The 26,198-nt window shown below is 70.0% G+C and carries 20 protein-coding genes and 1 riboswitch; of the genes, 8 read left to right on the forward strand and 12 right to left on the reverse strand.

Translation table 11 applies throughout. The features are described 5' to 3' along the window. From HUT18_RS32930 to HUT18_RS32950, 5 genes are all read right to left on the reverse strand, one after another. The gene (locus tag HUT18_RS32930) at window positions 1-1,239 is read right to left on the reverse strand and encodes a hypothetical protein (RefSeq protein WP_176104156.1); all 1,239 of its coding nucleotides are present in this window, start codon (window positions 1,237-1,239) and stop codon (window positions 1-3) included. 1,277 nt (window positions 1,240-2,516) lie between these two features. After that, window positions 2,517-3,881 (reverse strand): crotonyl-CoA carboxylase/reductase, encoded by a 1,365-nt coding sequence (gene ccrA / locus HUT18_RS32935; protein ID WP_176104157.1) that lies wholly within the window; start codon window positions 3,879-3,881, stop codon window positions 2,517-2,519. A gap of 184 nt (window positions 3,882-4,065) precedes the next feature. Beyond that, window positions 4,066-5,058, reverse strand: a complete 993-nt coding sequence (locus HUT18_RS32940; protein ID WP_176104158.1) for a tyrosine-protein phosphatase — start codon at window positions 5,056-5,058, stop codon at window positions 4,066-4,068. A 217-nt stretch (window positions 5,059-5,275) separates the two neighbouring features. Further along, window positions 5,276-5,914 (reverse strand): hypothetical protein, encoded by a 639-nt coding sequence (locus HUT18_RS32945; RefSeq protein ID WP_176104159.1) that lies wholly within the window; start codon window positions 5,912-5,914, stop codon window positions 5,276-5,278. 694 nt (window positions 5,915-6,608) lie between these two features. Further along, the gene (locus HUT18_RS32950) at window positions 6,609-7,577 is read right to left on the reverse strand and encodes an NADPH:quinone oxidoreductase family protein (protein WP_176104160.1); all 969 of its coding nucleotides are present in this window, start codon (window positions 7,575-7,577) and stop codon (window positions 6,609-6,611) included. A 306-nt stretch (window positions 7,578-7,883) separates the two neighbouring features. On the opposite strand from HUT18_RS32950, the gene HUT18_RS32955 reads away from it, so the two are divergent. Next, window positions 7,884-8,522, forward strand: coding sequence for an HNH endonuclease family protein (locus HUT18_RS32955; protein WP_176104161.1), 639 nt, complete (start codon window positions 7,884-7,886; stop codon window positions 8,520-8,522). Between the two features lie 95 nt (window positions 8,523-8,617). Here HUT18_RS32955 and HUT18_RS32960 read toward each other — a convergent pair whose 3' ends face one another. Together HUT18_RS32960 and HUT18_RS32965 are read right to left on the reverse strand one after the other, a co-directional pair. After that, the gene (locus tag HUT18_RS32960) at window positions 8,618-8,890 is read right to left on the reverse strand and encodes a ferredoxin (RefSeq protein WP_368661563.1); all 273 of its coding nucleotides are present in this window, start codon (window positions 8,888-8,890) and stop codon (window positions 8,618-8,620) included. Window positions 8,891-8,950: 60 nt separating this feature from the next. Then, window positions 8,951-10,237: a cytochrome P450 gene (locus HUT18_RS32965; RefSeq protein ID WP_176104162.1), complete on the reverse strand. Its 1,287-nt coding sequence runs from the start codon at window positions 10,235-10,237 to the stop codon at window positions 8,951-8,953. Between the two features lie 531 nt (window positions 10,238-10,768). Continuing rightward, window positions 10,769-10,956, forward strand: a riboswitch (cyclic di-AMP (ydaO/yuaA leader). Window positions 10,957-10,960: 4 nt separating this feature from the next. Here HUT18_RS32965 and HUT18_RS32970 point away from each other — a divergent pair. The 5 genes from HUT18_RS32970 (at window position 10,961) to HUT18_RS32990 (ending at window position 17,063) form a co-directional block, all read left to right on the forward strand. Then, complete coding sequence (locus HUT18_RS32970) at window positions 10,961-11,740, forward strand: transglycosylase SLT domain-containing protein (RefSeq protein ID WP_176104163.1); 780 nt, start codon at window positions 10,961-10,963, stop codon at window positions 11,738-11,740. Between the two features lie 337 nt (window positions 11,741-12,077). Beyond that, the gene (locus HUT18_RS32975; protein WP_176104949.1) at window positions 12,078-14,078 is read left to right on the forward strand and encodes a bifunctional serine/threonine-protein kinase/glutamate ABC transporter substrate-binding protein; all 2,001 of its coding nucleotides are present in this window, start codon (window positions 12,078-12,080) and stop codon (window positions 14,076-14,078) included. 334 nt (window positions 14,079-14,412) lie between these two features. Then, window positions 14,413-14,694, forward strand: a complete 282-nt coding sequence (locus HUT18_RS32980) for a hypothetical protein (protein WP_176104164.1) — start codon at window positions 14,413-14,415, stop codon at window positions 14,692-14,694. A 1-nt stretch (window position 14,695) separates the two neighbouring features. Further along, complete coding sequence (locus HUT18_RS32985; RefSeq protein WP_254878908.1) at window positions 14,696-15,754, forward strand: polyprenyl synthetase family protein; 1,059 nt, start codon at window positions 14,696-14,698, stop codon at window positions 15,752-15,754. A 160-nt stretch (window positions 15,755-15,914) separates the two neighbouring features. Beyond that, the gene (locus tag HUT18_RS32990; protein ID WP_254879133.1) at window positions 15,915-17,063 is read left to right on the forward strand and encodes an oxygenase MpaB family protein; all 1,149 of its coding nucleotides are present in this window, start codon (window positions 15,915-15,917) and stop codon (window positions 17,061-17,063) included. A gap of 105 nt (window positions 17,064-17,168) precedes the next feature. Here HUT18_RS32990 and HUT18_RS32995 read toward each other — a convergent pair whose 3' ends face one another. After that, complete coding sequence (locus HUT18_RS32995; RefSeq protein WP_176104166.1) at window positions 17,169-17,528, reverse strand: metalloregulator ArsR/SmtB family transcription factor; 360 nt, start codon at window positions 17,526-17,528, stop codon at window positions 17,169-17,171. A 103-nt stretch (window positions 17,529-17,631) separates the two neighbouring features. On the opposite strand from HUT18_RS32995, the gene HUT18_RS33000 reads away from it, so the two are divergent. Beyond that, a complete protein-coding gene (locus HUT18_RS33000; protein ID WP_176104167.1) occupies window positions 17,632-18,984 on the forward strand; it encodes an MFS transporter in 1,353 nt (450 codons plus the stop codon). A gap of 106 nt (window positions 18,985-19,090) precedes the next feature. Next, window positions 19,091-20,854 carry a histidine ammonia-lyase gene (gene hutH, locus HUT18_RS33005; RefSeq protein ID WP_303246570.1) on the forward strand — a complete coding sequence of 588 codons (1,764 nt, stop codon included), beginning with the start codon at window positions 19,091-19,093 and terminating at the stop codon, window positions 20,852-20,854. A gap of 111 nt (window positions 20,855-20,965) precedes the next feature. Here the strand turns inward: hutH and HUT18_RS33010 are convergent, their stop codons facing one another. The 4 genes from HUT18_RS33010 to HUT18_RS33025 are packed head-to-tail and all read right to left on the reverse strand — an operon-like array spanning window position 20,966 to window position 26,197. After that, window positions 20,966-22,282 (reverse strand): lysine N(6)-hydroxylase/L-ornithine N(5)-oxygenase family protein, encoded by a 1,317-nt coding sequence (locus HUT18_RS33010; protein ID WP_176104168.1) that lies wholly within the window; start codon window positions 22,280-22,282, stop codon window positions 20,966-20,968. Further along, window positions 22,279-22,872: a GNAT family N-acetyltransferase gene (locus tag HUT18_RS33015; RefSeq protein WP_217710541.1), complete on the reverse strand. Its 594-nt coding sequence runs from the start codon at window positions 22,870-22,872 to the stop codon at window positions 22,279-22,281. The genes HUT18_RS33010 and HUT18_RS33015 overlap by 4 nt, the downstream gene beginning before the upstream one ends. Beyond that, complete coding sequence (locus tag HUT18_RS33020) at window positions 22,869-24,662, reverse strand: IucA/IucC family siderophore biosynthesis protein (RefSeq protein WP_176104169.1); 1,794 nt, start codon at window positions 24,660-24,662, stop codon at window positions 22,869-22,871. Before HUT18_RS33020 ends, HUT18_RS33015 begins: the two co-directional genes overlap by 4 nt. Beyond that, window positions 24,659-26,197, reverse strand: coding sequence for a pyridoxal-dependent decarboxylase (locus tag HUT18_RS33025; RefSeq protein ID WP_217710542.1), 1,539 nt, complete (start codon window positions 26,195-26,197; stop codon window positions 24,659-24,661). The genes HUT18_RS33020 and HUT18_RS33025 overlap by 4 nt, the downstream gene beginning before the upstream one ends. Between the last annotated feature and the right edge of the window lies 1 nt (window position 26,198).

Here is a 26,198-nt window from a genome sequence, read left to right on the forward strand (position 1 = left end):
TCACAATTCATCGTGCGAGTGCGGCTCCGTCGCGTCCAGAGCATCGTAGGAGTGCTCTTCGCTCTTTCCTCTCGATAGGGAATTCTCCTCGGAATCCTCCAGCCCTTCCTCTTCCGTGTGGGGGGTGGGTGGTTGGTTGGTGATGTATCCGGCGAGGGCGAGGTTGGCGCCGGTTTGGAAGCGGCTTGTGGCGTTGGTTTGTTCCATTATTTGGGCGATGTGGCGTCGGCAGGTGCGGACGCTCATGCCGAGTTTGCGGGCGACGTTTTCGTCTTTGTGTCCTTGGGCGAGGAGTTTGATGATGGCGTGTTTGAGGTCGTGGGTGATGTGGGGTGTGGTGGGGGTGTGGGGGGTGTAGGGGGTGGCGTTGTTCCAGAGGTGGTCGTAGGTTTTGCAGAGGAATTGGACGAGGGTGGGTTCGCGGATGAGGGCGGCTCCGGGTTGGCGGTGGGTGATGTTTTGTTCGGGGAGGAATACGGTTTCGCGGTCGTAGATGATGATGCGGTCGATGAGTTGGTCGGTGGTGCGGACGTGGGCGCCGTGGTGGGTGATGGTGCGTATGTAGTTGACGGTGGTGAGGTCGGTGCGGGCGGTGTGTTGGTAGAGGTGTTTGATGGTGAGTCCGCGTTGGAGGTTGTTGAGGGTGCGGGGGCGGGCGTTTTCGAGGATGTCGGGTGGTCGGGGTCCGCCGGGTTGTGCGGTGAGTATTTCTTTTTGGGCGTGGAGTCCGTGGTCGTTGAGTGTTTTTTGGAGGGTGGTGATGTCGGTGATGATGTCGAAGGCTTCGGTGTGGTTTCGGTGTTGTCGGCTTTCGTAGTAGAGGGGTTGGAGGGTTTGCATGCGGTTGCGGGTGTGGGTGACGGCGTTTTGGAGTTGTTGGATGTGGTGTTCGGTGGTGGCGAGGAGTTCGGCGGTGGCGGCGTCGGGGCTGAGGGGGATGAGGGTGTCGGGTTGTCCGGGGACGGGTTTGAGGAGGTGGAGTTGAGTGAGGGTGTGGGTGATGCGGTGGGTGTGTTCGGGGGTGAGGTGGAGGGTGTGCTGGATGTCGGTGGGGTGGTAGCGGCCGTTGAGGACGGCGTGGCGGTAGGCGGCGGCGGTGGTGTCGTCGAGGTGGTCGATGGTGGGGTTGTGCAGGGTGTGGTGGAGCTGGTCGAGAGTGTCGGCCTGCGCATCGCCGGTCGCGGTGGGGTGAGCGGCGGCCGGGACCGCTGCCGCGGCCACATCGTCGAACTCGGCCACCGCGTGCGCGGGGGAAGGGTCCGCGACAGGCGAGTGAGCGCCACAAGTACAGGTGGACGCAGCGAAGTTGAATGATTTCCCTGCGTGCGGGGTACTGTCGTCGAAGTGCTCGGGTGAACCAACGGCCGTCGTACGCCCGGGGGTTGGTGGTTCCGGCTTATCCGCCGCGCAATGGACGGAGTCCCGGGCGAAGGGCCGGATGTCCGAGGGTTCCGCCACGACGTATCGCGACTCGTGTCCAACCATGGGCGGCACGGGCGAATCCGCCCTCGGGCTGGGGATGTTGGCGTGAGGTGCGGGGCTGGAGGCCTTGTCCGGGCGGGGAGTGGTCGCGTTCGGGTCGGTTTCGGGCATGCCTGGTATTTTCTCCCCTGGGAAGTACTTGTTGCCTGACAACTTTACGTCACTGGGATTGGCTTGGCGGATTACCCGAAGCGGTGCATGGTGGTCTGCGTTCATCGTTCTTTCGTTGTGCAGGGGGATGGTTATGCGTTTGGCCGGTGTACGTAAGGCCGTGGTTGTGGCAGTGGCCGCGGCGGGGATCGGCGTCGCTGTGAACGCCGGTTATTCGGAACAGTCGATTCCGGTTATGGGGGCTTCCTCGAGTGTTTCGCCGGATGTCCCGACGGATGAGCCGGAGGTGGGTCCGGAGGACGACGGCTGGGGCTGATCTGTGTATGTCGTGTGACTGAGGGCTGATTGCTCTTGCTGTTTCCGCGGTCCGGTTTCTGGGGCTTCTCAGAAAACCGGACCGCTTTCTTTTTTCTGGGCTCCAGGACGGCACTCCGGATCCGAGGCGGCTGTACTGGAGCGACTTCATGTGGTGAGGAACCGGTGACCGGGTGTCGGAACCTGGTCCTCCGCACGGAAGCGCACAAGTCTGTGATTGTGACCTGCCCGAGAAGGGTGGGCCAGGAAACGCGGGAGCCGGTAACGGGTCTTTGACGTGCCGGTTTCCTCGGTGTGCGCCGACCGTTGCATGTGTTGCACACTCCGCATTGGCCGCTGTCCATGTGGGGTCCCCTGGACCACATTCGTCCCGCTGGGTGAGACCGTACTGTCGGATGCCCCTGCTTCGGATATGCGCATATGCCGATGCGCCGGGTCGACAACCCCCGGCGCATGCGGTGCAATTCCCACTTTTCCGCACTCAACGGCCCCGCTGGCCGCGCTGCTTGACGTACTGCTCGATCAGGTCCGGGAGACGAGGGCGGGCTCGGCCGGCCGGGACTCGCCGCTCCCGGGTGCCCTCGCTCCCGGTCGTCCGGCCGTGCGGATCACTCGGCGACGCGGAAGCGGTTGATGGCGTCGAGGTGCTTGGCGCGCATCTCGTGGTCGCGGACGCCAAGTCCCTCCATCGGCGCGAGGCCGAGGACGCCGACCTTGCCCTGGTGGAGGTTCTTGTGCACGTCGTAGGCGGCCTGTCCGGTCTCTTCGAGGCGGTACACCTTGGACAGTGTCGGGTGGATCTTGCCCTTGGCGATGAGGCGGTTGGCTTCCCAGGCTTCGCGGTAGTTGGCGAAGTGGGAGCCGATGATGCTCTTGAGGCTCATCCACAGGTAGCGGTTGTCGTACTGATGGTTGTAGCCGGAGGTGGAGGCGCAGGTGACGATGGTGCCGCCCTTGCGGGTGACGTACACAGACGCGCCGAAGGTTTCGCGGCCGGGGTGTTCGAAGACGATGTCGACGTCTTCGCCGCCGGTGAGTTCGCGGATGCGCTTGCCGAAGCGCTTCCATTCCTTCGGGTCCTGGGTGTTCTCGTCCTTCCAGAACTTGTAGCCCTCGGCCTTGCGGTCGATGATCGCCTCGGCGCCCATGGCGCGGCAGATGTCGGCCTTGTCCTCGCTGGAGACGACGCAGATGGGGTTGGCGCCGCCGGCGAGGGCGAACTGGGTGGCGTAGGAGCCGAGTCCGCCGGAGGCGCCCCAGATCAGGACGTTGTCGCCCTGCTTCATGCCGGCGCCGTTGCGGGAGACGAGCTGGCGGTAGGCGGTGGAGTTGACCAGGCCCGGAGCTGCGGCCTCTTCCCAGGAGAGGTGGTCGGGCTTGGGCATCAGCTGGTTGGACTTGACCAGCGCGATCTCGGCCAGGCCACCGAAGTTGGTCTCGAAGCCCCAGATGCGCTGCTCGGGGTCGAGCATGGTGTCGTTGTGGCCGTCGGAGGACTCCAGCTCGACCGACAGGCAGTGCGCGACAACCTCGTCACCGGGGGCCCAAGCCCGGACGCCGGGGCCGGTGCGCAGGACGACACCGGCCAGGTCCGAGCCGATGACGTGGTACGGCAGGTCATGGCGCTTGGTCAGCTCCGACAGACGCCCGTACCGCTCCAGGAAACCGAACGTGGGGAGCGGTTCGAAGATCGAGGTCCACACGGAGTTGTAGTTGACCGAGGAGGCCATGACGGCCACCAGGGCTTCACCGGGGCCGAGTTGGGGCACCGGAACCTCGTCGAGGTGGAGGGACTTGCGCGGGTCCTTGTCGTGCGGTTCGAGTCCGGCGAATATCTCGGTCTCGTCCTTGTGCACCGTGATGGCGCGGTAGGACTCGGGCAACGGCAACGCGGCGAAATCCGCCGGCCCGAGCGCAGGCCGGCCGTTCTCGGTTGCGGTGTGCGCGAGGATCGCGTCGAGGATGTTGTTCATCGTGGCCTCCGGCACTTCGGGTCTGACGGTCCACTCATACGCAAATGTGGGCCCGCTGGGGAGCGCGTCAGGCCGTGCCAGGGGTGGAGGAGCAGAGGCTAGGGGGCATGGGGGCCGGATTCCGGGGCCGCGTCGACAAGCGCGCGTCCCCGGCGGATTGGTCACCGGCGCGGAGCGAGGTCGGTCAGCGCAGCAGACGTGCCCGCAGACGTTGCAAGGTCGGCAGGTCCACGCCCAGGCCCTCGACCGCATAGCGGGTGAAGGTGCCGTACGTATGCCGGATCTCGGCCAGGGCCGTGTCCAGGTAAGCCGTGCGGACCTCCTGGAGCGGGATGATCAGGTCCGGGTTCTGCATGGCGCCGGATTCCTTGAGGTACTCGCGGGCCTTGCGGTCGCTCTCCGCGCGCAGGGTGTTGGAGTGAAGGAAGTCCTGCTGTGCGGTGGCCGCCGGGACGCCGAGCAGACGCAGCAGGGCGTAACTCATCCAGCCGGTACGGTCCTTGCCCGAGGTGCAGTGGAACAGCAGCGGCGCGTTCGCGGGACCTTCGGCGATCTGGCGCAGCGTGGCACCGAACGCCGCACGGCTGTCGGCGTTGGTGACGAAGGTGCGGTAGATCTCGTGCATGGCGGCCTCGGCCTTGCCGTCGCCGAGCATCTCCTGCTGCACCTGGGGGTCGCGGGAACCGATCGCGTCGAGGAGCAGCCGGTAGGAGCCGTTGTCGCTGACGGGCCTGGCCGTCGCGGTCAGACCGGGCGGCAGCCGGTCGGGCTTGTCGTACTGAATCTCGAACGGCGTGCGGAAGTCGATGACAGTCCGCAGACCGAGCCGCGAAAGGGCGGTGACCCCGTTGTCGGTCAGCTTGCCGAGGGAGTCCGAGCGGAACAGCACCCCGTCCCTGATCTGGTGTCCCGTTACGGTCGAATAGCCCCCGAGGTCACGGGTGTTGACGGTGCCTTCCAGCGGGATGTGCCCACCGGGGACAGCGGCGCGGACATCCGCCGTGCCGGGCAAGGGGGCGGTCCCCGGGCCTTCTGCGGCCGTGGCGCCCGCGACATCCGCGGTCGGGACGGAGCCGTCGACGGCAGCGGGGACGGCGACGGCGGGGGTGGCCAGGCCGAGCAGAGCGAGTGCGGCCACGGCAGCGGGGGCCGTGGGCAGAAGTCGGTGAGCACGCATGCGCACATGCTGGCAGCGGAGGCTCCGGCTCGGTATGCCCCGGCGCGATCTGCCGCCCCTCAACCCCAGATGACAACCCCTATGGCCCCTAAGGGAGTTGACTGCCACGCCAGGAGGGAGGCAACGAGTCGAGGACCGGTCCGCGTAGTACTGAAGGGTGGTGCGGGGGCGCGTACCGTCCCCCGCACCGTGTCGGATCTGGCGGTACCGCCCGGTCTCAGGAGGTGGTGGGCGGCTGGGTGGCGGCTCCCAGAGTGAGCTTGATGGTGTTGCCGTCGCCCGGGACGATCAGGTTGATCAGCGGCGTGGAGAGCAGGCAGTGCTCGAACGCCGGAATGGTGTACGTGCCGGAGAGGTTGCCGCCGCGCAGCGGGTTGAACCCGGCCTCGCTGCTCAGGTTGAGGACGGCGGGCGTCCTCGTCTCGCAGTGATCGCCCACCGGCGTCGGGATCCCGGCGACCTTCATGTCCTTCAGCCGGAGCGTCAGCTTGGTGGTCGTCTTGGTCTCGCCGGTCTTCAGATCGAGCGTGCCCGTGGTGGGTTCGGTCTCGATGAACTCGGTCGTCGCGGAGACGGGGATGACGCCGAGCATGTTGAACGAGACCTTCGCGGGCGGCAGTTTGGTGTTCGCGGTCAGCGTGCCCGCGAAGAGATCGGCCGACGCTTCGAGCGTGCCGGGGCCGAGGTTCACCGTCGAGCCGGTGCCCTTGAGGACGGTGCTGCCGGTGAGCGGGTAGTTCAGCCGGACGGGGGCGGCGTGGGCGGCACCCGTGGTGGCCGTCACCAGTGCGGCGGCCGCGGAAACGGCGAACGCGGCACGAACAGCGGTACGGCGGACGGTTCTTGAGGACTTCATCGGGGCTCCAAGGGATCTGAGGGTCGCGGGATGCGGATTCCGTTGGGCTGTGCCGGGCTTCGGCGCGCGCGGAAGGTGCGCACGGCGTGCGGGAGGGCAAACGAGTCGGCCAGAGTGCGAGGCGGTCTTTCGTACGCATCGCCCTTCGGCCGTCCGCGTGTGATGACGAGCAACCGCGCTTCACTGCAAGCGAGTTCGGACCATACGGCGGTGCCGGGACAGCGGGCGCATGCGCGAGAGCGCACACACCGAAACTGTGCGGAGCAGTGGTGCGGCGGTACTGCGGGGGGTGGCACGGAGCGGCTTGACGCGGACTGTGCGAGAGAGCGGCGGTGCGGCGGTGCGGCTCGAACGGGGAAGGCAGCAAACCGGAGCGGTACGCGCATCACGCGAGTGCCGGCAATACGACTACGGCGAGCGATGCGAGCAATGCGAGAGATGGGAACCACACGAACGATGTGCGAGGTTTCCTGCGTTTTCCGTGGTGATGGCCAGACGCTACACACGGGTAACCGGGCAGGCAAGAGCGGTTTCGCCGATCGCGAGCCGGGCTTGTCCGGCGGGGCGGCTTCTTGTCAACGCCGCACTACCCGGCGGACGGTTCTTGTCGGCCGGTGAGCAGCGCCGGGCCTCGCGCCCGGCGCCGCAGTACGGCTCGCTGGGTTGAACAGGTGGGGGTGAACTTCCCCTGTTCTCACTCCAGTTCGAGGACGATCTTGCCCGCCGCACGTCGCTCGTCGAGGGCGAGCAGGGCTTCGGCGGCGTCCTTGAGCGGGTAGGTGGGGCCGAGTACGGGGTCCAGCCTTCCGGTCTCCAGGTGCGGCAGCAGCTCTGTCCACTGCTCGCGCAGGTAGGCGGTGCGCGGGAGCCAGTAGGCGCCCCAGCCGACCCCGCGTACGTCGATGTTGTTCAGCAGCAGCCGGTTCACCTTGACCGTGGGGATCTCACCGCCGGTGAAGCCGATGACCAGCAGACGGCCCTCCGGGGCGAGGGAGCGCAGGGAGTCGGTGAAGCGGTCGCCGCCGACAGGGTCGACCACGATGTCCACACCGCGGCCGCCGGTGAGCTCCTTGACCGCGCCGAGGAACCCTTCGGCCAGCACGACCTCGTCGGCGCCCGCCGCGCGGGCGACGTCGGCCTTCGCCTCCGAGGAGACCACGGCCACGACGCGGGCGCCCAGGACGGAGGCGAGCTGGACGGCGGCGGTGCCCACGCCGCCCGCGGCGCCGTGCACGAGAACCGTCTCGCCCGCCTTCAGGCCGCCGCGGCGGGTGAGTGCGAAGTGGACGGTGAGCAGGTTCATCGGCAGTCCCGCGCCCTGGGCGAAGGACAGCCGGTCGGGCAGCGCGAACACCATGGACGGATCGGTGGCCACCTGTTCGGCGAAGCCGCCGAACCCGGGGAAGGCGGCCACGCGCTGGCCGGACACGAACCCGGAACCGGCGGGCGCCTGGACGACGACGCCCGCGACCTCCGAGCCGGGCGTGAACGGCGGCTCGGGCTTGATCTGGTACTCACCGCGGCTGAGCAGCACGTCGGGGTAGGTGACCCCGGCCGCCTTCACGTCGATCAGTACCTGCCCCTCGACGAGCTGCGGTGCCTCGGCCGTGACCAGTTCCACTGCCTGAGGGCCTTCGAGCCGTACCACCTGCACCGCGCGCATGCGCTTGTCCCTTCCCAGACTGCAACTGGGCCGAGGCTATGCCACCTCCTGAGCATTGCTCAATAGCGCACGGCTGTGAGGCGTACGGCAGTTCCGCTTCTCGCCCTGTGTCCCCTGTGTCCTCTGCGTCCCCTGTGCCTTCCGGGGTTCCGGCCTTCCGGTGTGACTCGCCAACAGGCCGTCCGCGCAAAGGTGTTGGCCTCTTGTCACAGGGATTTCACTCTTCGCATCTACCCGCATAGACCCGGCCGGGGCACCATATGGCCGCCCCCCCCGCACTCACCCCCTCCATCGCCAGGAGAAACCATGCGCAATCGCGCTCGCGCCCTCGCCGCTGCCGTCACCGCCGCCGCGACCACCGCGCTGACCTTCGCGGCCACCGCTCCCGCACAGGCCGCCCTGCCGACCCCGATATCCGCGAGCACCGCCCGCTCCTACCTGGCCTCCATGCCGGCCACCGGCGAGCACTCCCGCACGGGCTACAGCCGTGACCTGTTCCCGCACTGGATCACCATCAGCGGCGCCTGCAACACCCGCGAGACCGTGCTCAAGCGCGACGGTTCCGGTGTGGTCACCGACTCCTCCTGTGCCGCGACGTCCGGCAGCTGGTACTCGCCCTACGACGGTGCCACCTGGTCCGCGGCCTCCGACGTCGACATCGACCACCTGATCCCGCTGGCCGAGGCCTGGGACTCCGGTGCCTGGAACTGGAGCACCTCCAAGCGCCAGCAGCTCGCCAACGACCTGACCCGCCCGCAGCTGCTCGCGGTGACCGACAACGTCAACCAGTCCAAGGGCGACCAGGACCCGGGCACCTGGTGGCCGTCGCGTACCGCCTACAAGTGCACCTACGCCCGCGCCTGGGTGCAGGTCAAGCACTACTACGGTCTGAGCGTCGACTCGGCCGAGAAGAGCGCGCTGACCTCGGTCCTCAACGGCTGCTGAACCGTTCCGCAGTGACTGCCCGCCCCGCATCGTGCCGCTGTGCGCGATGCGGGGCGGGCAGTGCGGGACCTGGCCTCCGCTTGCCCCGGACCGCGTCAACTGGTGGCAAGCACAAGGGAGATGGCCTGCACCGGACAGGCGTGGACCGCGTCGCGCAGCTCCGTCGTGTCGGGGTGGCTGCCGCGTCCCGTGCGGAGTGTGCCGAAGCCGTGGTCGTTCTGGACGAACACGTCGGGTGCGTTGCGGGCACACTGGCCCGCTCCGACGCACCGGCCGGTGTCGATGCTGATGTTCACCCGGCTTTTCATGGGGCTCTGCATGGGGCTCGTCGTGGGGTTGTTCATGTGACTCTTCGTGGGGTTCGTCATGCCGTTGTCCCTACGGATTGCTCGCTGGTCGGGGCGTACTGCGCGGCCGTTCGGCGGTGCTCACCAGGTGACGGGCAGTTCGACAGGTCCCTGAACGGTGTCGCCGGGTTTGAGGACGAGGCTGTCGGCGGGCTGGGCGAGACGCAGACCCGGGAGCCGGGTCAGTAGTCGGCCGAGGGCGATCTCGATCTCCGCGCGGGCGAGGTTCTGTCCGAGGCACTGATGGCTGCCGAAGCCGAAGGCGATGTGGTGCCGGACGGGGCGGTGCCAGTCGAGCTCGTCCGGATGCGGGTAGACGCCGGGGTCACGGTTGACGGTCGAGGCGGCGAAAACGACGGCGTCACCGGAGCGGATCGTCACCCCGTCCACCTCGATGTCCTCGGTGGCCAGGCGCAGGATGCCGTCCACCACGGACAGATGGCGCAGCAGTTCCTCGGTGGCCGCGGGGAGAAGCGCGGGATCGGCGCGCAGTTCGGCGAGCCGCGCGGGGTGTTCGAGCAGCGTGCACACGGCCAGCGCGATCATGTTGGCGGTGGTCTCGTGGCCCGCGACGAGCAGTACCCAGGCGAGGTCGGCGAGGCTCTCGGTGGTGAGCGTGCCGTCGCCGAGCCGGTTGTGTACGAGGTCGTCGACCAGTCCGCGCCCCGGCTCGTGTTGTTTGCGCGCGACAAGTGTGCCGAGATAGCCGAGGAGTTGGCGGTGGGCGTCGGCGCAGTCCTCCGCCGAGGGCCCGCGCAGCAACCGCCGCGACTGCTCCTCGAAGAAGTCGTGGTCCTCGTAGGGAACGCCGAGCAGGGCGCAGATCACCCGCGAGGAGACCGGCAGCGCGAAGGAGCTCACGAGTTCGGCGGGCGGCCCCGCGGCGACGAGGTCGTCCAGGGCCTCGTCGACGGTCCGCTCCATCTCCGGCCGTAACGCATTGATCCGCTTGAAGGTGAAGCCCGGTATCAACAAGCGCCGCTCGGCGGCGTGTTCGGGCCCGTCGACCCCGATCAGCGGGGTGCGGGTCTTGGCGATACCGCTGAACCGCGCGCTGGGGACCGGGAATTGGGGATGCGTGCGGTCCGAGGACAGACGAGGGTCGGTCAGCAGTGCGCGGGCTGTGGCGAGGCGGGTGACCGCCCAGACCGGGCGGCCGTCGTAGAAGGAGACGCGAGTGAGCGGGCCGCCGTCGTGCAGCCGCCGGTAATCGGCGGGCGGCCGGTAGGGGCAGGAGCGGTCCTGGGGGTAGGGGAGGGGAGCACCGTCCGGCTCTCCTGCGACCCGGGTCTTCCCTGGGTCGCTCGGCTCTCCCGAGCTGCTCGGATCGTCGGCGCCGCCGGTGGGCGGGGCGGTGGTCGTGGCCATGGTGATCTCCTGCTGTGAACGTGCGGTGTTCGCTACCGGTGGATGCGGACCATGCCTTGCACGCCGGTGACTGCCGTGGGCGCCGGTGTGCGGGCGAAGCTCCCGAAGGTGCGACCGATTCTGGGTCGCCGGGTCCCGCGATGTCCTTGGCACCGCTGGCACGGTCGCTTGGCCGTCCCTGCCCGGCGGTCCCCTCGCGACTGCCGACCTCCACACCCCTTTGAGTCACTTCTGTCCCATTTGGAGGAATTGGCCAATTCCCCCCTTGGGGGTCGATTGGCTAGGAAGTGGCGGAATTCCGGTGTACGGGTGTGGCGCTTTTGGTTCCACCGAAACGTAGTGAGTCGCGTCACATTCACCTGCGTCCACCTCCGTGGAGAGGGCGGTCATTTCCCTTCAGCGAAGGGCGAGTTGATTTCTCTTCCGGGAAGCCTTCCCGGGTGGCCGGGCGCTTTTCCGGATCACTCGCTTTGCGTTCCGTAATTCAGGCCTTGTTTGTTCTCGAGTTCCTCGCCTACGGTCTCGGCAATCCCGGGTGGAACGCCGAATCCTGCCGCCGCCCGGAATCCGCGCCCCCTACGTGGACCAGGCAGGAGCGGGGAACCCGGAAAGTCGCCGATTCGCCAAGCGGAACGGCTCGGGGTGAAGTCGTGCGGTAGTGCGGCCGGGTAACTCCACCCGAACCCGACAGCTCACCTCGCAGGCGGAGGAGAGGAAATCGCCATGCCCAATAAGGGTAAGCACCGTCGTGTGAAGTCCCGTTCACTCCCGCGTTCCGTGGCTGTCGTCGGTGCGGGAGGTGCCGCACTCGTACTCCCGGTGATCGCCGCGACCAGCGCCAACGCGGCCGGAACCGCCGCAACCGGCTCCGGGCACAAGGCCGGTAAGGCCGCCTCGGGGGCGGTTTCCGCTGCCGCACAGGCCGAGCGGGACGCGGCCGAGAAGAAGTACACCGTGGTCTCGGGCGATTCCCTTTTCAAGATCGCTGACAAGCATTCTCTCGAAGGCGGCTGGCGCGCTCTCTACAAGAGCAACAAGAAGGCTGTCGGAGACAATCCGTCGCTGATTCGCCCGGGTCTGAAGCTCACCATCCCCGTCCCCGGAAAGGGGCAGCGCGAGGAGCCCGCGCCCAGCAGGTCCGAGAAGCGTGAAGAGGCCAAGTCCCCGGCCTCCAAGACGTATTCGAACGACCTCGACGGCTGGATCAAGGAAGCCCTCGACGTCATGGCGAAGCACGACATCCCGGGCACCTACGACGGCATTCACCGCAACATCATGCGAGAGTCCTCCGGCAACCCGCAGGCCATCAACAACTGGGACTCCAACGCCGCGAAGGGCACACCCTCCAAGGGCCTGCTCCAGGTCATCGACCCGACCTTCGCCGCCTACCACGTCCCCGGCACCCCGTACGACCCCTACGACCCGGTCGCCAACATCACCGCGGCCTGCAACTACGCGGCCGACAACTACGGCTCCATCGACAACGTCAACGGCCCGTACTGACCCTCCCGCTCCCCCCACCACGTGTGTGCCCGTCCTCCCCGGCAACCGGAGGGCGGGCACACGCGTGTGAGGACGGTGACTCCGGGCGCGGATCGTCGTGCCGTCGCCCACGCGGCGCGATCCGCCGCGCTCCGGGGTGCCCGCCGGGAACCGGGACGGTGCCCGCGCGCGTACCGTACGCAGGTACGGAAGCCGGAAGCCGGAAGCCGGAGGTCGGCTGTCCGGCCGGTGACGGGTGTGGCAGAGTCGGGCGGGGCTTCGGCCCGAGGGCCCGCGGAACTGCGCAACCGACCTGTCCCGGGCTCCTCGTCGGGGTGAAGGGGGCGAAGTGGCGCGGGTGATCGACGGCCGTTTCGAGCTGCTGTCGCGGCTCGGCGGTGGCGGTATGGGGCTGGTGTGGCGGGCGCGTGACCTGGCGCTGCACCGCGAGGTGGCGCTCAAGGAGGTACGTCCACCCGACCCGGACCTCGCCGAGTACGACCCCGAGGCCTCCGAGGCGCTGCGCGCACGTGTACTGCGCGAGGCCAGGGCGCTGGCCCGCATCGTCCACCCCAACGTCGTGACGATCCACCACATCGTCGACGGCGGCGAGGAGGGCACCTATCCGTGGCTCGTCATGGAACTGGTGCCCGGCGGCTCGCTCCAGGACCGCATCGACCGCGGCAGGCTCACCCCCGGCGAAGCCGCGGCACTGGGCCGGGGCGTCCTCGAAGGGCTGCGCGCGGCGCACGCGGCGGACATCCAGCACCGCGACATCAAGCCGCCCAACATCCTGCTCCGCCCCGACGGCCGCGCGGTCCTGACCGACTTCGGGATCGCCGCCATCCGGGGATCGACCACCCTGACCGCCACCGGCTCCGTGATCGGGACCCCCGACTACATGGCGCCCGAGCGCGTCGCGGGCCAGGGCGGCGGCCCGGCCGCCGACCTGTGGTCACTCGCCATGACGCTCTACGTCGCCGTCGAGGGCCACAACCCGATGCGCCGCGGGAACACCCTCGCCACCCTGGCGGCCGTGCTCGGCGAGGAGGTGCCGCCTCCTCGGCGTGCCGGGGCGCTGACCGGGCTGCTGACCTCCGTCCTCGTACGCGACCCGGCGGCACGGCCGGACGCCGCGACGCTGGACCGGCTGCTCGCCGAGGCGGAAGCGGCGGCCAGGTTCGAGGCCACCAAGGCCACCGAGGCCGCGACCGGCTCCGAGACCTCGTATCCCCTCACCCCGCCCCGCACCACCGCCCCTCAGCCGCCACCGGAGCCCCCGGTGCCGGGAAGCGGCGCGTCCACGCGGGAGGCGCCGCCCTGGATGCCGACCGCCCCGCCGGTGTCGTCCGCGTCGACGCCGCCCTCGTCCCCGCCCGGACCCGCCGGACCGACGCCGCCTCCCTCGGCGTCCCCCTCGCACGCCGAGCCGTTCTTCGGGGTGCCGCACCCAACTCCGGCTCAGGCACTGCCCGTTCGACGCAAACGGACCTGGATCTACGCCTCGGGTCTGGGCGCCGTCGCCCTGGCCGGAGTGCTTCTGTGGGCGCTGCTGCCCCTCGGCGACGGCTCGGGCGGTGACAAGACCGAAGCCGACGGCGGCACGTCGCCCAAGCCCGGTACGTCCGGCGGCAGTTCGCAGCAGCCCGTGGATTCCAGCGGCAAGAAGATCACCATCGGGGTGAAGTACGACCAGCCCGGCCTGGGTTACATGGGGCCCGACGGCAAACCCTTGGGCTTCGACGTGGACGTGGCGACGTACATCGCCAAGAGGCTCGGCCACGCCCCGAGCGACATCGTGTGGAAGCAGGTCCGCGGCATCGAGCGGGAGGGTGTGCTGCAACGGGGCGAGGTGGACTTCCTCGTCGCCGTCTATGCCATGAACGACACGCGCGCGAAGAAGGTGGACTTCGTGGGGCCCTATCTCGAAGCCCACCAGGACGTTCTGCTGCCCGAGGACGCCCCGGCGGTAACCACCGCCGCCGATCTGAACGGCAAGTCGGTGTGCACGGTGGCCGGCTCCTCTTCCGGCACGAACCTGCGGACACAGGCCGCACAGGCTCGGCTCGTAGAACGCGACACCTACTACAGCTGTATTGACGACCTCGTCGCGGGCAAGGTGGACGCCGTCACGGCCGACGACGCCCTGCTCGCCGGTTATGCCACCCAGGTGCCCCAGGACCTGAAACTGGGTGGCCTGAAACTGAGCGACGAACGGTACGGAATCGGCCTCCGCAAGGGCAGCGAGTTGAAGGGAAAGGTCGAGACCGCGCTCAAGGACATGATCAAGGACGGCTCGTGGCAGGCGTCCCTGAACGGCAACCTTTCGTTGCTCAAGTCGCCTCCGCCGCAACTGTGAAGAGCTCGCAAGCGGCACACCGGGTGAGAGCACCACGGCATGCGGAAGAAGTGCCGCGCGCATCCAAGTAGCTGTGCGGGGGCGTGAGTTCGCGCCTTCGGTCGCAATAGCGGGACAACAGGCGTGACTTCGCGCCGTCGGCCGCCCGTATGCGCGCCGTTCGCAGTTCCGTGCACCCGGACGAAATGCCACAACTCCCCGTCTGGCGCGCGCAGTTCACTCTTTCGTGGCGCTTCGCGCGGATACCCCGGGGAAGTCAGTTTCCGACTTTGACGGCGTCGGCCGGGTGCGCGGCGCGGTGCCGTGACCGGGGGCGAGATGGGGAGGAACGGCTGTGACGAATGGCAGCGGGGACCCGCGTCGTGGGCAGGCGGAGGAGGCGGTACAGATCGTCGCCGGGCTCGTGGACCTCGGACTGGAACAGGCGGAGGGACTCATCCGCCGTATGAGGGGTGTCCTCGGACGCTCCGACCTGGATGTGATCACCGCCGACGGGCGCGAGGACCTGCGCGCACGCGGCGAACTCGCGCTGAAACGGCACGCCCCCACGGCCGAGTCGCACATGGAGACACTGGCCCGCCAAGTCGCCGCCCGTCGCTCCGGCTCCGGCGCCTGAGGTGCACGGAACCGGGCTCATCGCGCCCCGCGTCGACCGGGTCCTCGCGGAGTTCGCGCACCGCGAGTCGGCACTGCTGTGCGAGGTGGATCCCCAACTGGAGCCGATGGCCGTCCAGTTGACCACCGCACTTGGCGAAGGCAAGCGTATGCGCGCGGCCTTCTGCTACTGGGGCTGGCGGGCGACCGGGCAGCCCGACAGCGAAGCCATGGTCAAAGCCGCCGCGGCGATGGAGATCCTGCACGCCGCAGCGGTCGTGCACGACGACCTGGTGGACGAGTCCGCCGTGCGCAGAGGCGTCCCGACCGCACACATCGCCCTGCTCGACGCACTCGACGCGTCCCTCTTCGCAGACGAGGCCACTCGCACCGCCGGTGCCAGGAACCTGGCGATGCTGGTCGGCGACCTGCTGATGTCCTGGGCCGGGCAGCTGTTCACGGAGTGCGGACTGCCGGGCGCCTACCTGGCCCGCGCCCGGCCACTGTGGGCCACTCTCGCCCGGGAGCTGATAGCGGGGGAGTGCCTGGAGATCCTGCGCACCCGGGCGGTGCCCGAACAGCACAGCAGCCTCAAGATCATCCGCTACAAGACCGCGAAGTACACCGTCGAACACCCCCTGCACATCGGCGCTCTGCTCGGCGGGGCGCCCCGTCAACTCCTGTACGACTTCAGCGAGTTCGGTCTCGCGCTCGGTGAGGCCTTCCAGCTCCGGGACGACCTGCTCGGCGTGTTCGGAGACCCGTGCGAGACGGGCAAGTCCGCGCTCGACGACCTGTCCGGCGCCAAGCCGACCGTACTGCTCGCACTCGCGCTGTCCCAGGCGGCCGCCGAGGACCGCGTCGAACTGCGGCGGCTCATCGGCCGCCCCGACCTCGGCGAGCCGGAACTCGAAACGGTCAGAGCGATCATGGTGCGCTCCGGTGCCCGCGGCGCGGTGGAGGAACTCATCACCGAACGCGCCGAGACCGCGCTCAAGACCCTGGACCAGCTGCGCATCCCTGACGAGCCCGCCGCCGCGCTGCGCCATCTCGTCACGGCGACCGTTGCCCGCACCTCGTGACCGCGCCCGAAGCACCCGTACGTCACCACGCCTGCCGTACGGCCCCGATCACCACCACATCCGTACTGCCCCAGGAGGAGCCGAGATGACCGCTGCCGCAGAACCGGCACCGCCCGCCGACGCGCCGGGCACCCGGGCCGCCAGGCCCACCGAGGAGTCGATGGACGCCCTGCGGCTGCGCGGCGACGAACTCGCCGACGCCACCGTGCGCACCCTCTTCGAGCGGGGCGAAGTGGGCAAGTTCAACACCCTGATGCGCTGGTTCAACCAGTCGGGACAGCCGCTGCCCGACGGCCTGCCCGAGGTCGCGCGCGAGTATCTGGAGGCGACCGCGCACCCGCCCGCCTGGGTGGACTGGGCCGAGATGGAGCGGGCGAGGCTGTTCTTCATCGACAACAACGTGCACATCTCGACCGCGCTGTCCTTCGCCTCCATGCCCGCCTGCTACATGCTGCCGCACGTGGCCCGGCTGCTCAGCGCCACGCACGGCCTTTCGTACCCGTCCAAACGGATGGCGGAGACCGGCCAGTTCACCGTGTACCTGATGCGGCCCGACGCCTTCGAGTCCGGCAGCCGCTTCGTGCCCGCCGCGCAGAAGGTGCGTCTGCTGCACGCCTCCATCCGCCACCACCTGCGGGAGAAGGGCCTGTGGGACGAGGCAGCCCTGGGGGTGCCGATCTGCCAGGAGGACATGATCGGCGGGCAGATGATGTTCTCCATCCAGGTCCTGGACGCCCTGCACCGGCTCGGCATCCACATGACCCAGGAGGGCGCCGACGCCTACTACTACGCCTGGCGCGTGGTGGGCGCCATGCTCGGCGTGGACATCGAGGCCGGGCCCGCCGACCTCGCCGCCGCCCGCGACTTCTCCGACCTCTACATGACCCGTCACATGGGCCCGTCCGCCGAAGGCACCCTGCTCACACGGCAGTTGATCGACCTCTACGAGGAGGTCGTCCCCGGCACCCTCTTCGACCCGGTGGTCCCGGCCGTCATCCGGTATCTGATCGGGGACACGGCCGCCGACTGGCTGGAGGTGCCCCGCTCGTCCTTCGACGCCGCCGTCAAACTGTCGCCCGCACTGCTCGGCGTCCTCGAAAGCATCGAGGACGCCTCCCCGCTGGGTGCCTGGGCCCTGGACCACCTGGGCAAACTGACCACGGTCTTCGAGCTCAGCTCCCTGACCCGGGGTCGCGTCATGCAGTACGCGATCCCCGAGCATCTGAAGGACGAGTACGGCGTCAGGTCGCCCAAGCCGCGCACCGGCCGCTGGACGCCCCCGCCGCCCTCGGACCTGCTCGCCCGATAACTCGGCGTACCCGCCCGGCACTTCACGCACAAGACTCTGAAGCAGCGTGTGGTCAGGGCCGAATGGCGACAGCTCACCCTGAACCGGCCCGCCACCAGGGCCGGTTCAGGCGTGCCAGGGCGCTCCGGTGACCTGGTGGTCGGCATGGCTCAGTGCCTCCACGACCAGTCGGCGCAGATGCCCGTCGCTCAGCGCGTACACCGCGTGCCTGCCCTCCCTGCGGGCGTGGACGAGACCGGCCAGCCGCAGCTTCGCCAGGTGCTGGCTGACCGCGGTACGCGCGGCCCCGCTCGCCGTGGTCAGCGCGGTGACGTCCGCCGGTCCCTGCGCGAGCAGCCACAGCAGATGCAGCCGGGTCGGGTCGGCGAGCAGCGCGAAGACGGTCGCCGCCGTCCGCAACTGCTCCCGCCCGGGAGCGCGTTCATGCGCACCACTTGCAACTGGGCCCGGTTCGCGTGTGGTCATGCGGCCATCGTACGGTCGGCCCGATTCGACGTTGTCATGTGCGCAGGTGTGCACATGACGCTATGGTGCGAGGAGTTCGCCCCGTCGACCGAAGGACGCGGCCGTGCTTGTTGTGCTGCGCAACCGCACCTACCGTCATCTGTTCGCCGCCCAGGTCATCGCGCTGCTCGGCACCGGTCTGGCCACCGTGGCACTCAGCCTGCTGGCCTACGACCTCGCGGGGGAGCGTGCCTCCGCCGTCCTCGGCACCGCCCTCGCGATCAAAATGGTCGCCTTCGTCACCCTCGCCCCGCTGGTGAGCGCCCTCGCCGAGCGCATTCCGCAGCGCGCGCTCATGGTCGCGATGGACCTGACCCGGGCCGCCGTCGCCGTGGCACTCCCCTTCGTCACCGAGATCTGGCAGATCTACGTCCTGGTCCTTCTCCTGCAAGCCGCCTCCGCCGCGTTCACCCCCACCTTCCAGGCGACCCTCCCCGTCGTACTGCCGGACGAACGCGACTACACCCGCGCCCTGACGATGTCCCGCCTCGCCTACGACCTGGAGACCCTCCTCAGCCCGGCACTCGCCGCGGCCCTGCTGTCCGTGGTCACCTACGACTGGCTGTTCGCCGGAACCGTCGCCGGGTTCCTGGCCTCCGCGCTCCTGGTCCTGTCCTGCGTACTGCCCCCTCGCGCCCCCGTGGCACGAACCGGTGGCCTGGGCCGCAAGGCAGGCTTCGGCATCCGCCTGTTCTGGGCGACGCCCCGGCTGCGCGCCCTCCTCGGCCTCGACCTCGCCGTAGCGGCGGCGGGCGCGACCGTCGTGGTGAACACCGTGGTCCTGGTCCGCGACCAACTGCACCGCTCGCCCGGCGAGGTGTCCCTGGCGCTCGCCGCCTACGGAGCCGGTTCGATGGCCGCCGCACTCCTGCTGCCCCCGCTCCTGGACCGCGTCGGCGACCACGCCGTCATGCTCCCCGCGGGCTGCGTCGTACCCGCCGTCTTCGCCGCTCACGGCATCGCCACCGCCTCGGGCCCGTCCTGGCCCGCACTCCTCCTCGCCTGGGCCGCCTTCGGCGCCGCGTGCTCGGCGGCCCTCACGCCCACCGGACGACTGATCCGCCGCTCGGCCGCCCCCGCCGACCTGCCCGCCGCCTTCGCCGCCCAGTTCTCGCTCTCGCACGGCTGCTGGCTGCTCACCTACCCCCTGGCGGGCTGGCTCTCGGTCGCGGCGGGCACGACCGCCGCCTCCTGGACACTCGGCGCGCTGGCCCTCACCGGCGCCCTGGCCGCGACCCTGCTCTGGCCGGCCCCCGACCCCGCCCATCTCGACCACTCGCATCCCGGTCTGCCACCCGGCCATCCCCACCTCGCCGAGGTCCGCCCCACAACCGACTCCAACCGGCACAGCCACCACTACGTCATCGACCACCTGCACCCGCACTGGCCGACCGCACGCCGCCCGGCCGGTTCGTGACCCACGACCGTCGCACTCCGTAGTGCCTGCGGCCATGGGAGGGAACAACGCCGGGGGAACGTGTCATCGAACCGTCGCCCCTGTCGATCATGCACACCATCTGCGAGTGAATCTTCGACAGAAATGCCTGCCCTTCGTACTGGCGGCGCTCACCGCCGCGCCCCTGATGTCCGCCCTTCCCGCCACCGCCCTTCCCGCCACCGCCCTTCCCGCCACCGCCCTCCCCGCCATCGCTCCGCACACGGCGGCACAGGCCGCCGCTGCCGAGCCCCGCCCGGCACCGTCGAAACACCTGGTCCTGGACGGTGATTCGCTCACGCTGGACGACATGGTCCACATCGTGCGCGGCCGCCCGGTGACCCTGGAACTGGAGGACGGGACGGCGCGCACGATGCAGCGGGTCCGCGAGGGCGCGCTGAAGGCACTCGACGAGGGCCAGCGCGTCTACGGCTGGAACCAGGCGCTCGGCCCGCTCAAGGACCAGCCACTGACCCCCGATCAGCAGGAGGAGTTCCAGCGCCGCATCCTGCGCTCGCACGCCGCCGGGGTCGGCAAGCCGGTCCCGGACGGCGAGGCGCGCCTCGCCCTGGTGCTCCGCGCCAACGCCATGGCCCGCGGCACCATGGGCGTACGCCCGGAACTGGTGCGGCGCATGCTCGACCTCGTCAACGCCGGTGTCACCCCGGTCATCCCGCAGATCGGCTCGCTCGGCACCGGTGACCTCCAGCCGATGGCCGCCGCGGGCCTCGTCCTCACCGGTGAGGACGCACCCGCTCGCTACCGGGGCCGCACCGCACCGGCCAAGGAGATTCTCCGCGAGGCGGGCCTGGAACCCTCGTTCCCGCTCCAGGCCGGTGAGGCACTGCCGATCATCAGCGGCAGCGGCCTGCTCACCGCACGGTACGTGCACGCCATCGACCGGGCGAAGTCCCTGGAGACCCAGTTCGAGGGCGCCTTCGCCCTGTTCATGGAGGCGACCCGAGCCGAGAAGAGCTCGCTCGATGCGCGCACCCACAAAGAGCGGCGGATCCCCGAGGAAGAGGCCGTGGCCGCCCGGCTGCGCGGGCTGGTCGGGGACAGCGACTGGATGACGGAGGCCGGACGCAAACGCCTGGGCGAGACCTCGCCCCGCGTCCAGGACGCCGTGTCGGTACGTGCGGCTCCGCACATCGCCGCCACTTTGGTGCACACCCTCGACGAGGCGAGGACCATCGTCGAACGCGAGGCCAACGCCTCGACCTCGAATCCGCTCATCTTCCCCAAGGACGGCGGCGGTTACGAGTTCGTCATGGGCGGCAACTGGGACGGCGCCCAGATCGGCCATGCCATGGACACCCTCAACGCCGAGGCCACCGACGTCGCCGTACTCACGCACGAACTCTCCGCCCGGCTGCTCTCCAAGAAGTGGAGCTACGGCCTGCCCGCCAACCTCGCCTACCCGCCCGTCGGCCTCAACTCGGGCATGGTGCAGGTGCAGACCGTCGCCGCCGCCCTCATCCCCGAGATGCAGACCCGGGCCGCGCCCTCCGGCGTGCTGTCCCGCCCGGCCAAGGACGGCCAGGAGGACCACAACACGATGGCCATGGCCTCCGCGCGCAACCTGCACGAGAACCTGGACCGCTTCGAAACGGTGCTCGCCGTCCTGCTGATGATGGACGCGCAGGGCATCGACCTCATCAAGGAGGACATGAAGGGACTCTCACTCGGCGCCGGGAGCGCCGCCCTGCACGCGCGCATCCGGCAGACGATCCAGCCCCTCAAGGACGACCGCTGGATGTCCCCCGACCTGAAGAAGATGACCGCCTTGGTCCGCCAGGGGGACCTGCGTGACATCGTCCTCGCCCGGTCGGCCTCCGGCTCCACGCGGTAACGCCGCAACGCGCTGACCCGGCAACCGGCAAAGCCGTACGGCGAGTTGGGCGCCCAACGGGTGCGGGCCCCGGAGCAGCGAGTGCTCCGGGGCCCGCACCTGTCCGCTCTACTAGGCCCGCCCCGGCGCCTCGAACGAAGTGAACGCGCTGCGCTTGGGCAGGCGGTAGGCCTCGCGCCCGGTGATCGTGTTCAGGATCGCCGCGTTGCGCACCGCGCCGATGTCCAGGTTCGGCGCGGACACACCGTGCGAGTGGATCTCGGCGTTGGCCACGAACACCCGGCCCGCGACCCCGTCGGCCAGTTCGAGCGAGTGGTCGAGCCGTACGCGATGCCGCCCCTGCTCGTCGCGGAGCAGCAGCTCCTCGACGGGCTTCAGGAACGACGGCGGACGGTTGCGGTAGCCGGTCGCGGCGACGACCAGATCGGTGGTGTGCTCGAAGAGCTGCCCGGTGTCGCGGTGGCGGCAGGTGAGCACCGTCCGCCCGGCCGCGTCCGTGCCCGCGGACTCCACGCTGATGCCGAACCGCAGCTCCACCTCGGCGAGTTGGTGCTCCAGCTGACGCCGGTAGAGCAGCTCGTGGACCTCCTCCAGGGTGTCGGTGGAGATGCCCTTGTAGAACTGCCACTGCTCACCGATCAGCCGGTCGCGGGTGTCCTGCGGCAGCGAGTGGAAGTAGTGCATGTACGCCGGAGTGGTCAGCTCCAGGTTCATCTTGGTGTAGTCCAGCGGCGCGAACGACGTGGTACGGGTGAGCCAGCTGACCGCCGGCCCGCCGTCCAGGTTGCGGTTCAGCAGGTCGATGGTCACCTCGGCCCCGGACTGGCCGGAGCCGACCACGGTCACCTTGCCCGCGGCGGCCACGTCGGCCGCCCGGTGCAGATAGTCCGAGGTGTGCAGCACCCGCTCGGACGGCAACGACTTCAGGGCGTCCGGGAGGTACGGCGCGGTGCCGATGCCCAGGACCAGGTTGCGGGCGCGCAGCCGCAGCGCGGTGCCGTCGCCGCGGGTGACCCGTACCGTGAACTGCTCGGCCGCGGCGTCCCATTCGACCTCGTCGACGTGGTGCGAGAAGCGCACCGACGGCAGTTTCGAGGCCGCCCAGCGCAGGTAGTCCTCGTACTCCCGGCGCGAGGGGAAGAAGTTCTCGCGCACGGTGAACGTGTAGAGCCGGTCCATGTCGTGCAGGTAGGCCAGGAACGACAGCGGGTGGCTGGGGGCGACCAGGGTGACCAGGTCGGCGAGGAAGTTCACCTGCATCGAGGCGTCGCCGAACATCATGCCGCGGTGCCAGGTCAGCTCGGGCTCTTCCTCCAGGACCACGAGATCGAGGTCGTCGACGGTGGAGGCGAGCGCCGCCAGGCCCAGGTTGAAGGGGCCGCAGCCGATGGCCACCACATCGTGTTCGGTGGCGGTGAGTTCGGTCATCGGGGCATGTCCTTGTCCGAGCGCGGATGCACGAGCAGCGCGGCCTTCTTGTCGGGGAAGACGACCTCACCGGCGGGGCGGAAGCCCGCGGCGGTGAAGGCCTTGAGCGAGGGGGCGTTGGTCACGTCCGGCTCGGCGACCACCCGGGTGCAGTGGGGGTCGGCGGCCAGCAGGCCCTCGGCGAGGGCGCGCAGCAGCGCCCGGCCGAGCCCCTTGCCGGTCCGGCCCGCCTCGCCGATGGCGATGTGCACACCGAGGTCGTGCGGCAGGTGCGGGTAGTGCCCGGCGAGCCGGTCGCGCTGTACGCGGTAGACCTCGATGTACGCGAGGTCGCTTCCCTCGTGCCGGATCACCACCGGCAGGATCGCCTCGCCCGCGAGGTGTCCGGAGATCTCCTCCACCCACCGTTCGCGCGGCCAGGCCTGGTGCCAGAAGGCGTCGATGTGCGGTTCCTGCATCCAGCCGTGTACGAGGTCCAGGTCCGCGCCCTCGGCCTGGGCGATCCGGGCCGACCAGGGCCCTTCGAGCCGGGGCAGCGGCGGACCGGGAACCTCGGCGGGCGCGTCCTGCCGTGCGGGTGACGAGGTCACGCCGAGGCCTCCTGAAGGGGGTTGGGCGCGTCCAGGTAGACCGACTGGGCGTCCAGCGGGGCCAGCACCTCGTCGATCCCGTGCAGGCGGGTGAGCAGATTGCCCTTGCACGGCAGGGTGTCCGCGTCCAGCCAGCGGCGGGCCAGGCGGTCGCCCTCGGGTCCCGCCTCGGCGAGCTGCGGCAGGGCGGCCCGCAGCCGGGCGGCGAGCACGGCGAGCAGGTCGCGCTCGTCTGCCAGACCGTCGACGGCCAGACAGCCGATCACCGACAGCGCCTGGTTGCGCAGCAGGTAGTACGACAGCCGGTCGTCGACCAGCGCGTCGTCGACCACCGCGAGCGTCGAGGAGTCCGCGCCCAACTGCTTGAGCAGACCGGGCAGATGGGACGTCGCCAGGTAGTAGCCCTGGTTGTCGCGGAAGGTGCTGCCGGTCACCCGGCCCCGCTCGTCGAGCCGTACCAGCGTGTTCTGCTGGTGGGCCTCCAGGCCGATGCCGGTGGCGGCGTACAGGTGCAGCATCGGGACGAGGACCTGGTCGGTGTAGTCGGCCACCCACTGCTCGGCGGCGCCCGCGCCGAGCGCGGCGACGATCTCGCCGAGCGCGCTGCGGCCGAGCCCGGGCTGCGGGGCGACCAGGCCGACCAGGCACTTCAAGTCGGCGATGTGCGGCGGCACTTCGCGTACGGCGACGTCGAGCCCGGTGATCTCCGGGCCCTGGGCGCGCCCCGGTTCGTCGACGGCGAGCCACGCCGGGTCACGGGTGATGGCGAAGCCCGGGTGCGCGGCGAAGGTGCTCGCGGCGTAGCCCGCGTCGAGCAGCCGGTTGATCTCCAGACCGCGGCGCAGTTCCGTACGGGTGGACTCGCGGCGGGAGTTGGTGAGCCTCAGGCCGAGCGAGAGCTTCAGCATCACGTCGGCGTCGGGCCGGTAGACGGTGCGCACACTGGAGGTCGGCCACCACTCGGCGCCGAGCTCGCCGAGCGGCTTCAGCGCGCCGGAGGCGACCAGGCGCGCGATACGCGGCCGGTGCAGCAGGTCACGGGCCTGCCACGGGTGCGCCGGTACCAACACCCGGCCGTCGGCGGGGCGTTGACCGGCCAGTTCGGCGAGCAGCTGGACGGTGTCCTTGCCCGCCAGCGAGGGCGCGCCGTCGACGGCGTCGTGAGAGACCACCGAGGCGTCGGCCTCGAACCAGTGCAACCGGAAGGAGCCGCGAAGCTCCGGTGAGAACGCGGCGGCGTCGTGGTCCGAGATGCCGTCGCGGCTCTTGGGCGCGGGGTGGTTCAAGTGCCCCAGAAGCAGGGCCTGTTCGGCGTCCAGGAAGCCGTCGGTGCCTTTCGGCGGCTCGGGGTTGGCGCGGCGGTGACCGATGAAGGAGGCCACCCGGCGCACCGACTCGGCGGTGCGCTCGACCAGATCGGCCACCTCGCCCTCGGGTACGCCTCCGGCGCGGCTGCCGCCCCGTACCGCGGCCTCGGTGGAGAGCAGGGCGACGGCGGTCACCGGGTCCGCCGCCGCACCCAGCGGCCCGCCTGGGCCCTCCAGGCGTGCCGGTGCGAAGCGGTGCCAGCCGGTGGGGGAGCAGTGGGTCACCTCGGTGACCAGCGCCAGTCCGGCGGTCGGCAGCTCGACGCGCAGCGGGCCGGGCGCGACCGGGGAGCCGGTCTCCCGCAGCCAGCAGCGCAACAGCGCCTCGACATGGGCGTGTTCGGCCGCGGCCCGCGGGTTCAGCGTGTGCAGCGGGTCGGCCGGTACGCCGCCGGGAGTCGAAGTCGTCGCGGGGGTGCTCATCCGGCGCTCTCCTCAATGAGACGTGCACAGGCCCGGCCTGCGTCGAGTACGACGGCCACGAGATCGTCGATGTCCTCGGTCGTGGTGGTGGGGTTGAGCAGGGTGAACTTCAGGCACACCTGCTTGGTCGCCGGGTCCTCGGCCGAGGCGACCTCGGTACGTCCGATGAGCGCGGTGCCGGTCTCCAGGAGCCGGCGCCGCAGGGCGCCGTTGAGTTCGTCCGCCCGGGACAAGTCCGTGGTGCGGTAGCGGAAGACCACCGTGGTGAGTTCGGCCGGTGCGACCAGTTCGAGCCGGGGCTCGGCGAGGATGCGCTGCTCGGCGTGGCGGGCCAGGTCGTGGCAGGTGTCGACCATCCGGCCCAGGCCCTCGCGGCCGTAGGCCAGCATCGTGGCGGTGGCCTTCACCGCGTCCGGGCGGCGGGTGGTCTGCAGACTCCGGCCGAGCAAACCGTCGTAGCCCGCCTCCGAGTCGTCCGTCGGATTGAGGTAGGCGACCTCGCGGTCCAGCGAGGTGAACGCGGTGGTGTCGGAGACGAGCAGGACGCTGGTGGCGGCCGGCTGCCAGCCGATCTTGTGCAGATCCAGGGTGATGGAGTCGGCGAGTTCGAGTCCGTCGAGTCGTTTGGCGAGCCGGTCCGAGAGCAGGGCGCCGAATCCGTACGCGGCGTCGACGTGCATCCAGACGCCGTGCCCGGAGGCGATCTCGGCGATCTGCGGCAGTGGGTCGATGGAGCCGAAGTCGGTGGTGCCCGCCGTCGCCATCACCGCGAGCGGTGTCCGGTCCGGGCCGAGCGCGTCGAGCGCCGCGGCCAGCGCCTCGGGACGCATGCGCCGCCGCGCGTCGGTCGCGATCGGGTGTACGGCGGCTTCGCCGAGTCCGAGTGCCGCGCAGGCGCGGTGCACCGAGAAGTGGGCGAGCTCGGAGCAGAACACGACGGGGCCGGGCAGCGCGGCCACCCCGTGCTCGCGGGCGTTGAGTCCGCGGCGCAGGGCGGCGGCGTCCCGGGCGAGCAGCAGGCCGAGGAGGTTGGACAGCGAGCCGCCGGGGGTCAGGACGCCGTCGGCGCGGTCGCCGAGTCCGGCCAGGCGGGTCAGCGCCTGGATCAGCCAGCGCTCGACGGCGATCGCCGAGGGGCCCGAGTCGTAGGTGTCGAGCGAGGCGTTGCCCGCGGAGGCCAGAACGTCGGCGGCCACCGCGACCGACAGCGTCGGCGGCTGCAGATGGGCGGCCGCACGCGGGTGCGACAGATCGATGCCGTGCTCGATCAGCACATTGGCCATCAGGTTCAGCGCCGCTCTGGTGCCCATGCCCGCGTCGGGGAGCCGGGCGTCGCCGAGGGCCTTGGCCGCCGCGGCGAGTACCTCGGCCGGAGTGCCCGCGGGGATCGGGCCTGCCGGACGGGCGGCGGAAAGGGCGGTGTCGACCGTTTCCGTCAGGGCAGCCCGCACCTCGGCGAGACCCTCGCGGGTCCCGGCGAGCACGGACGGGGGGAACGGGGCGGGAACGGGTGGTGCTTCGGTCAGCGGTATCACG

Origin of the sequence: Streptomyces sp. NA04227, from assembly GCF_013364195.1 — a bacterium.
Classification (GTDB): domain Bacteria; phylum Actinomycetota; class Actinomycetes; order Streptomycetales; family Streptomycetaceae; genus Streptomyces.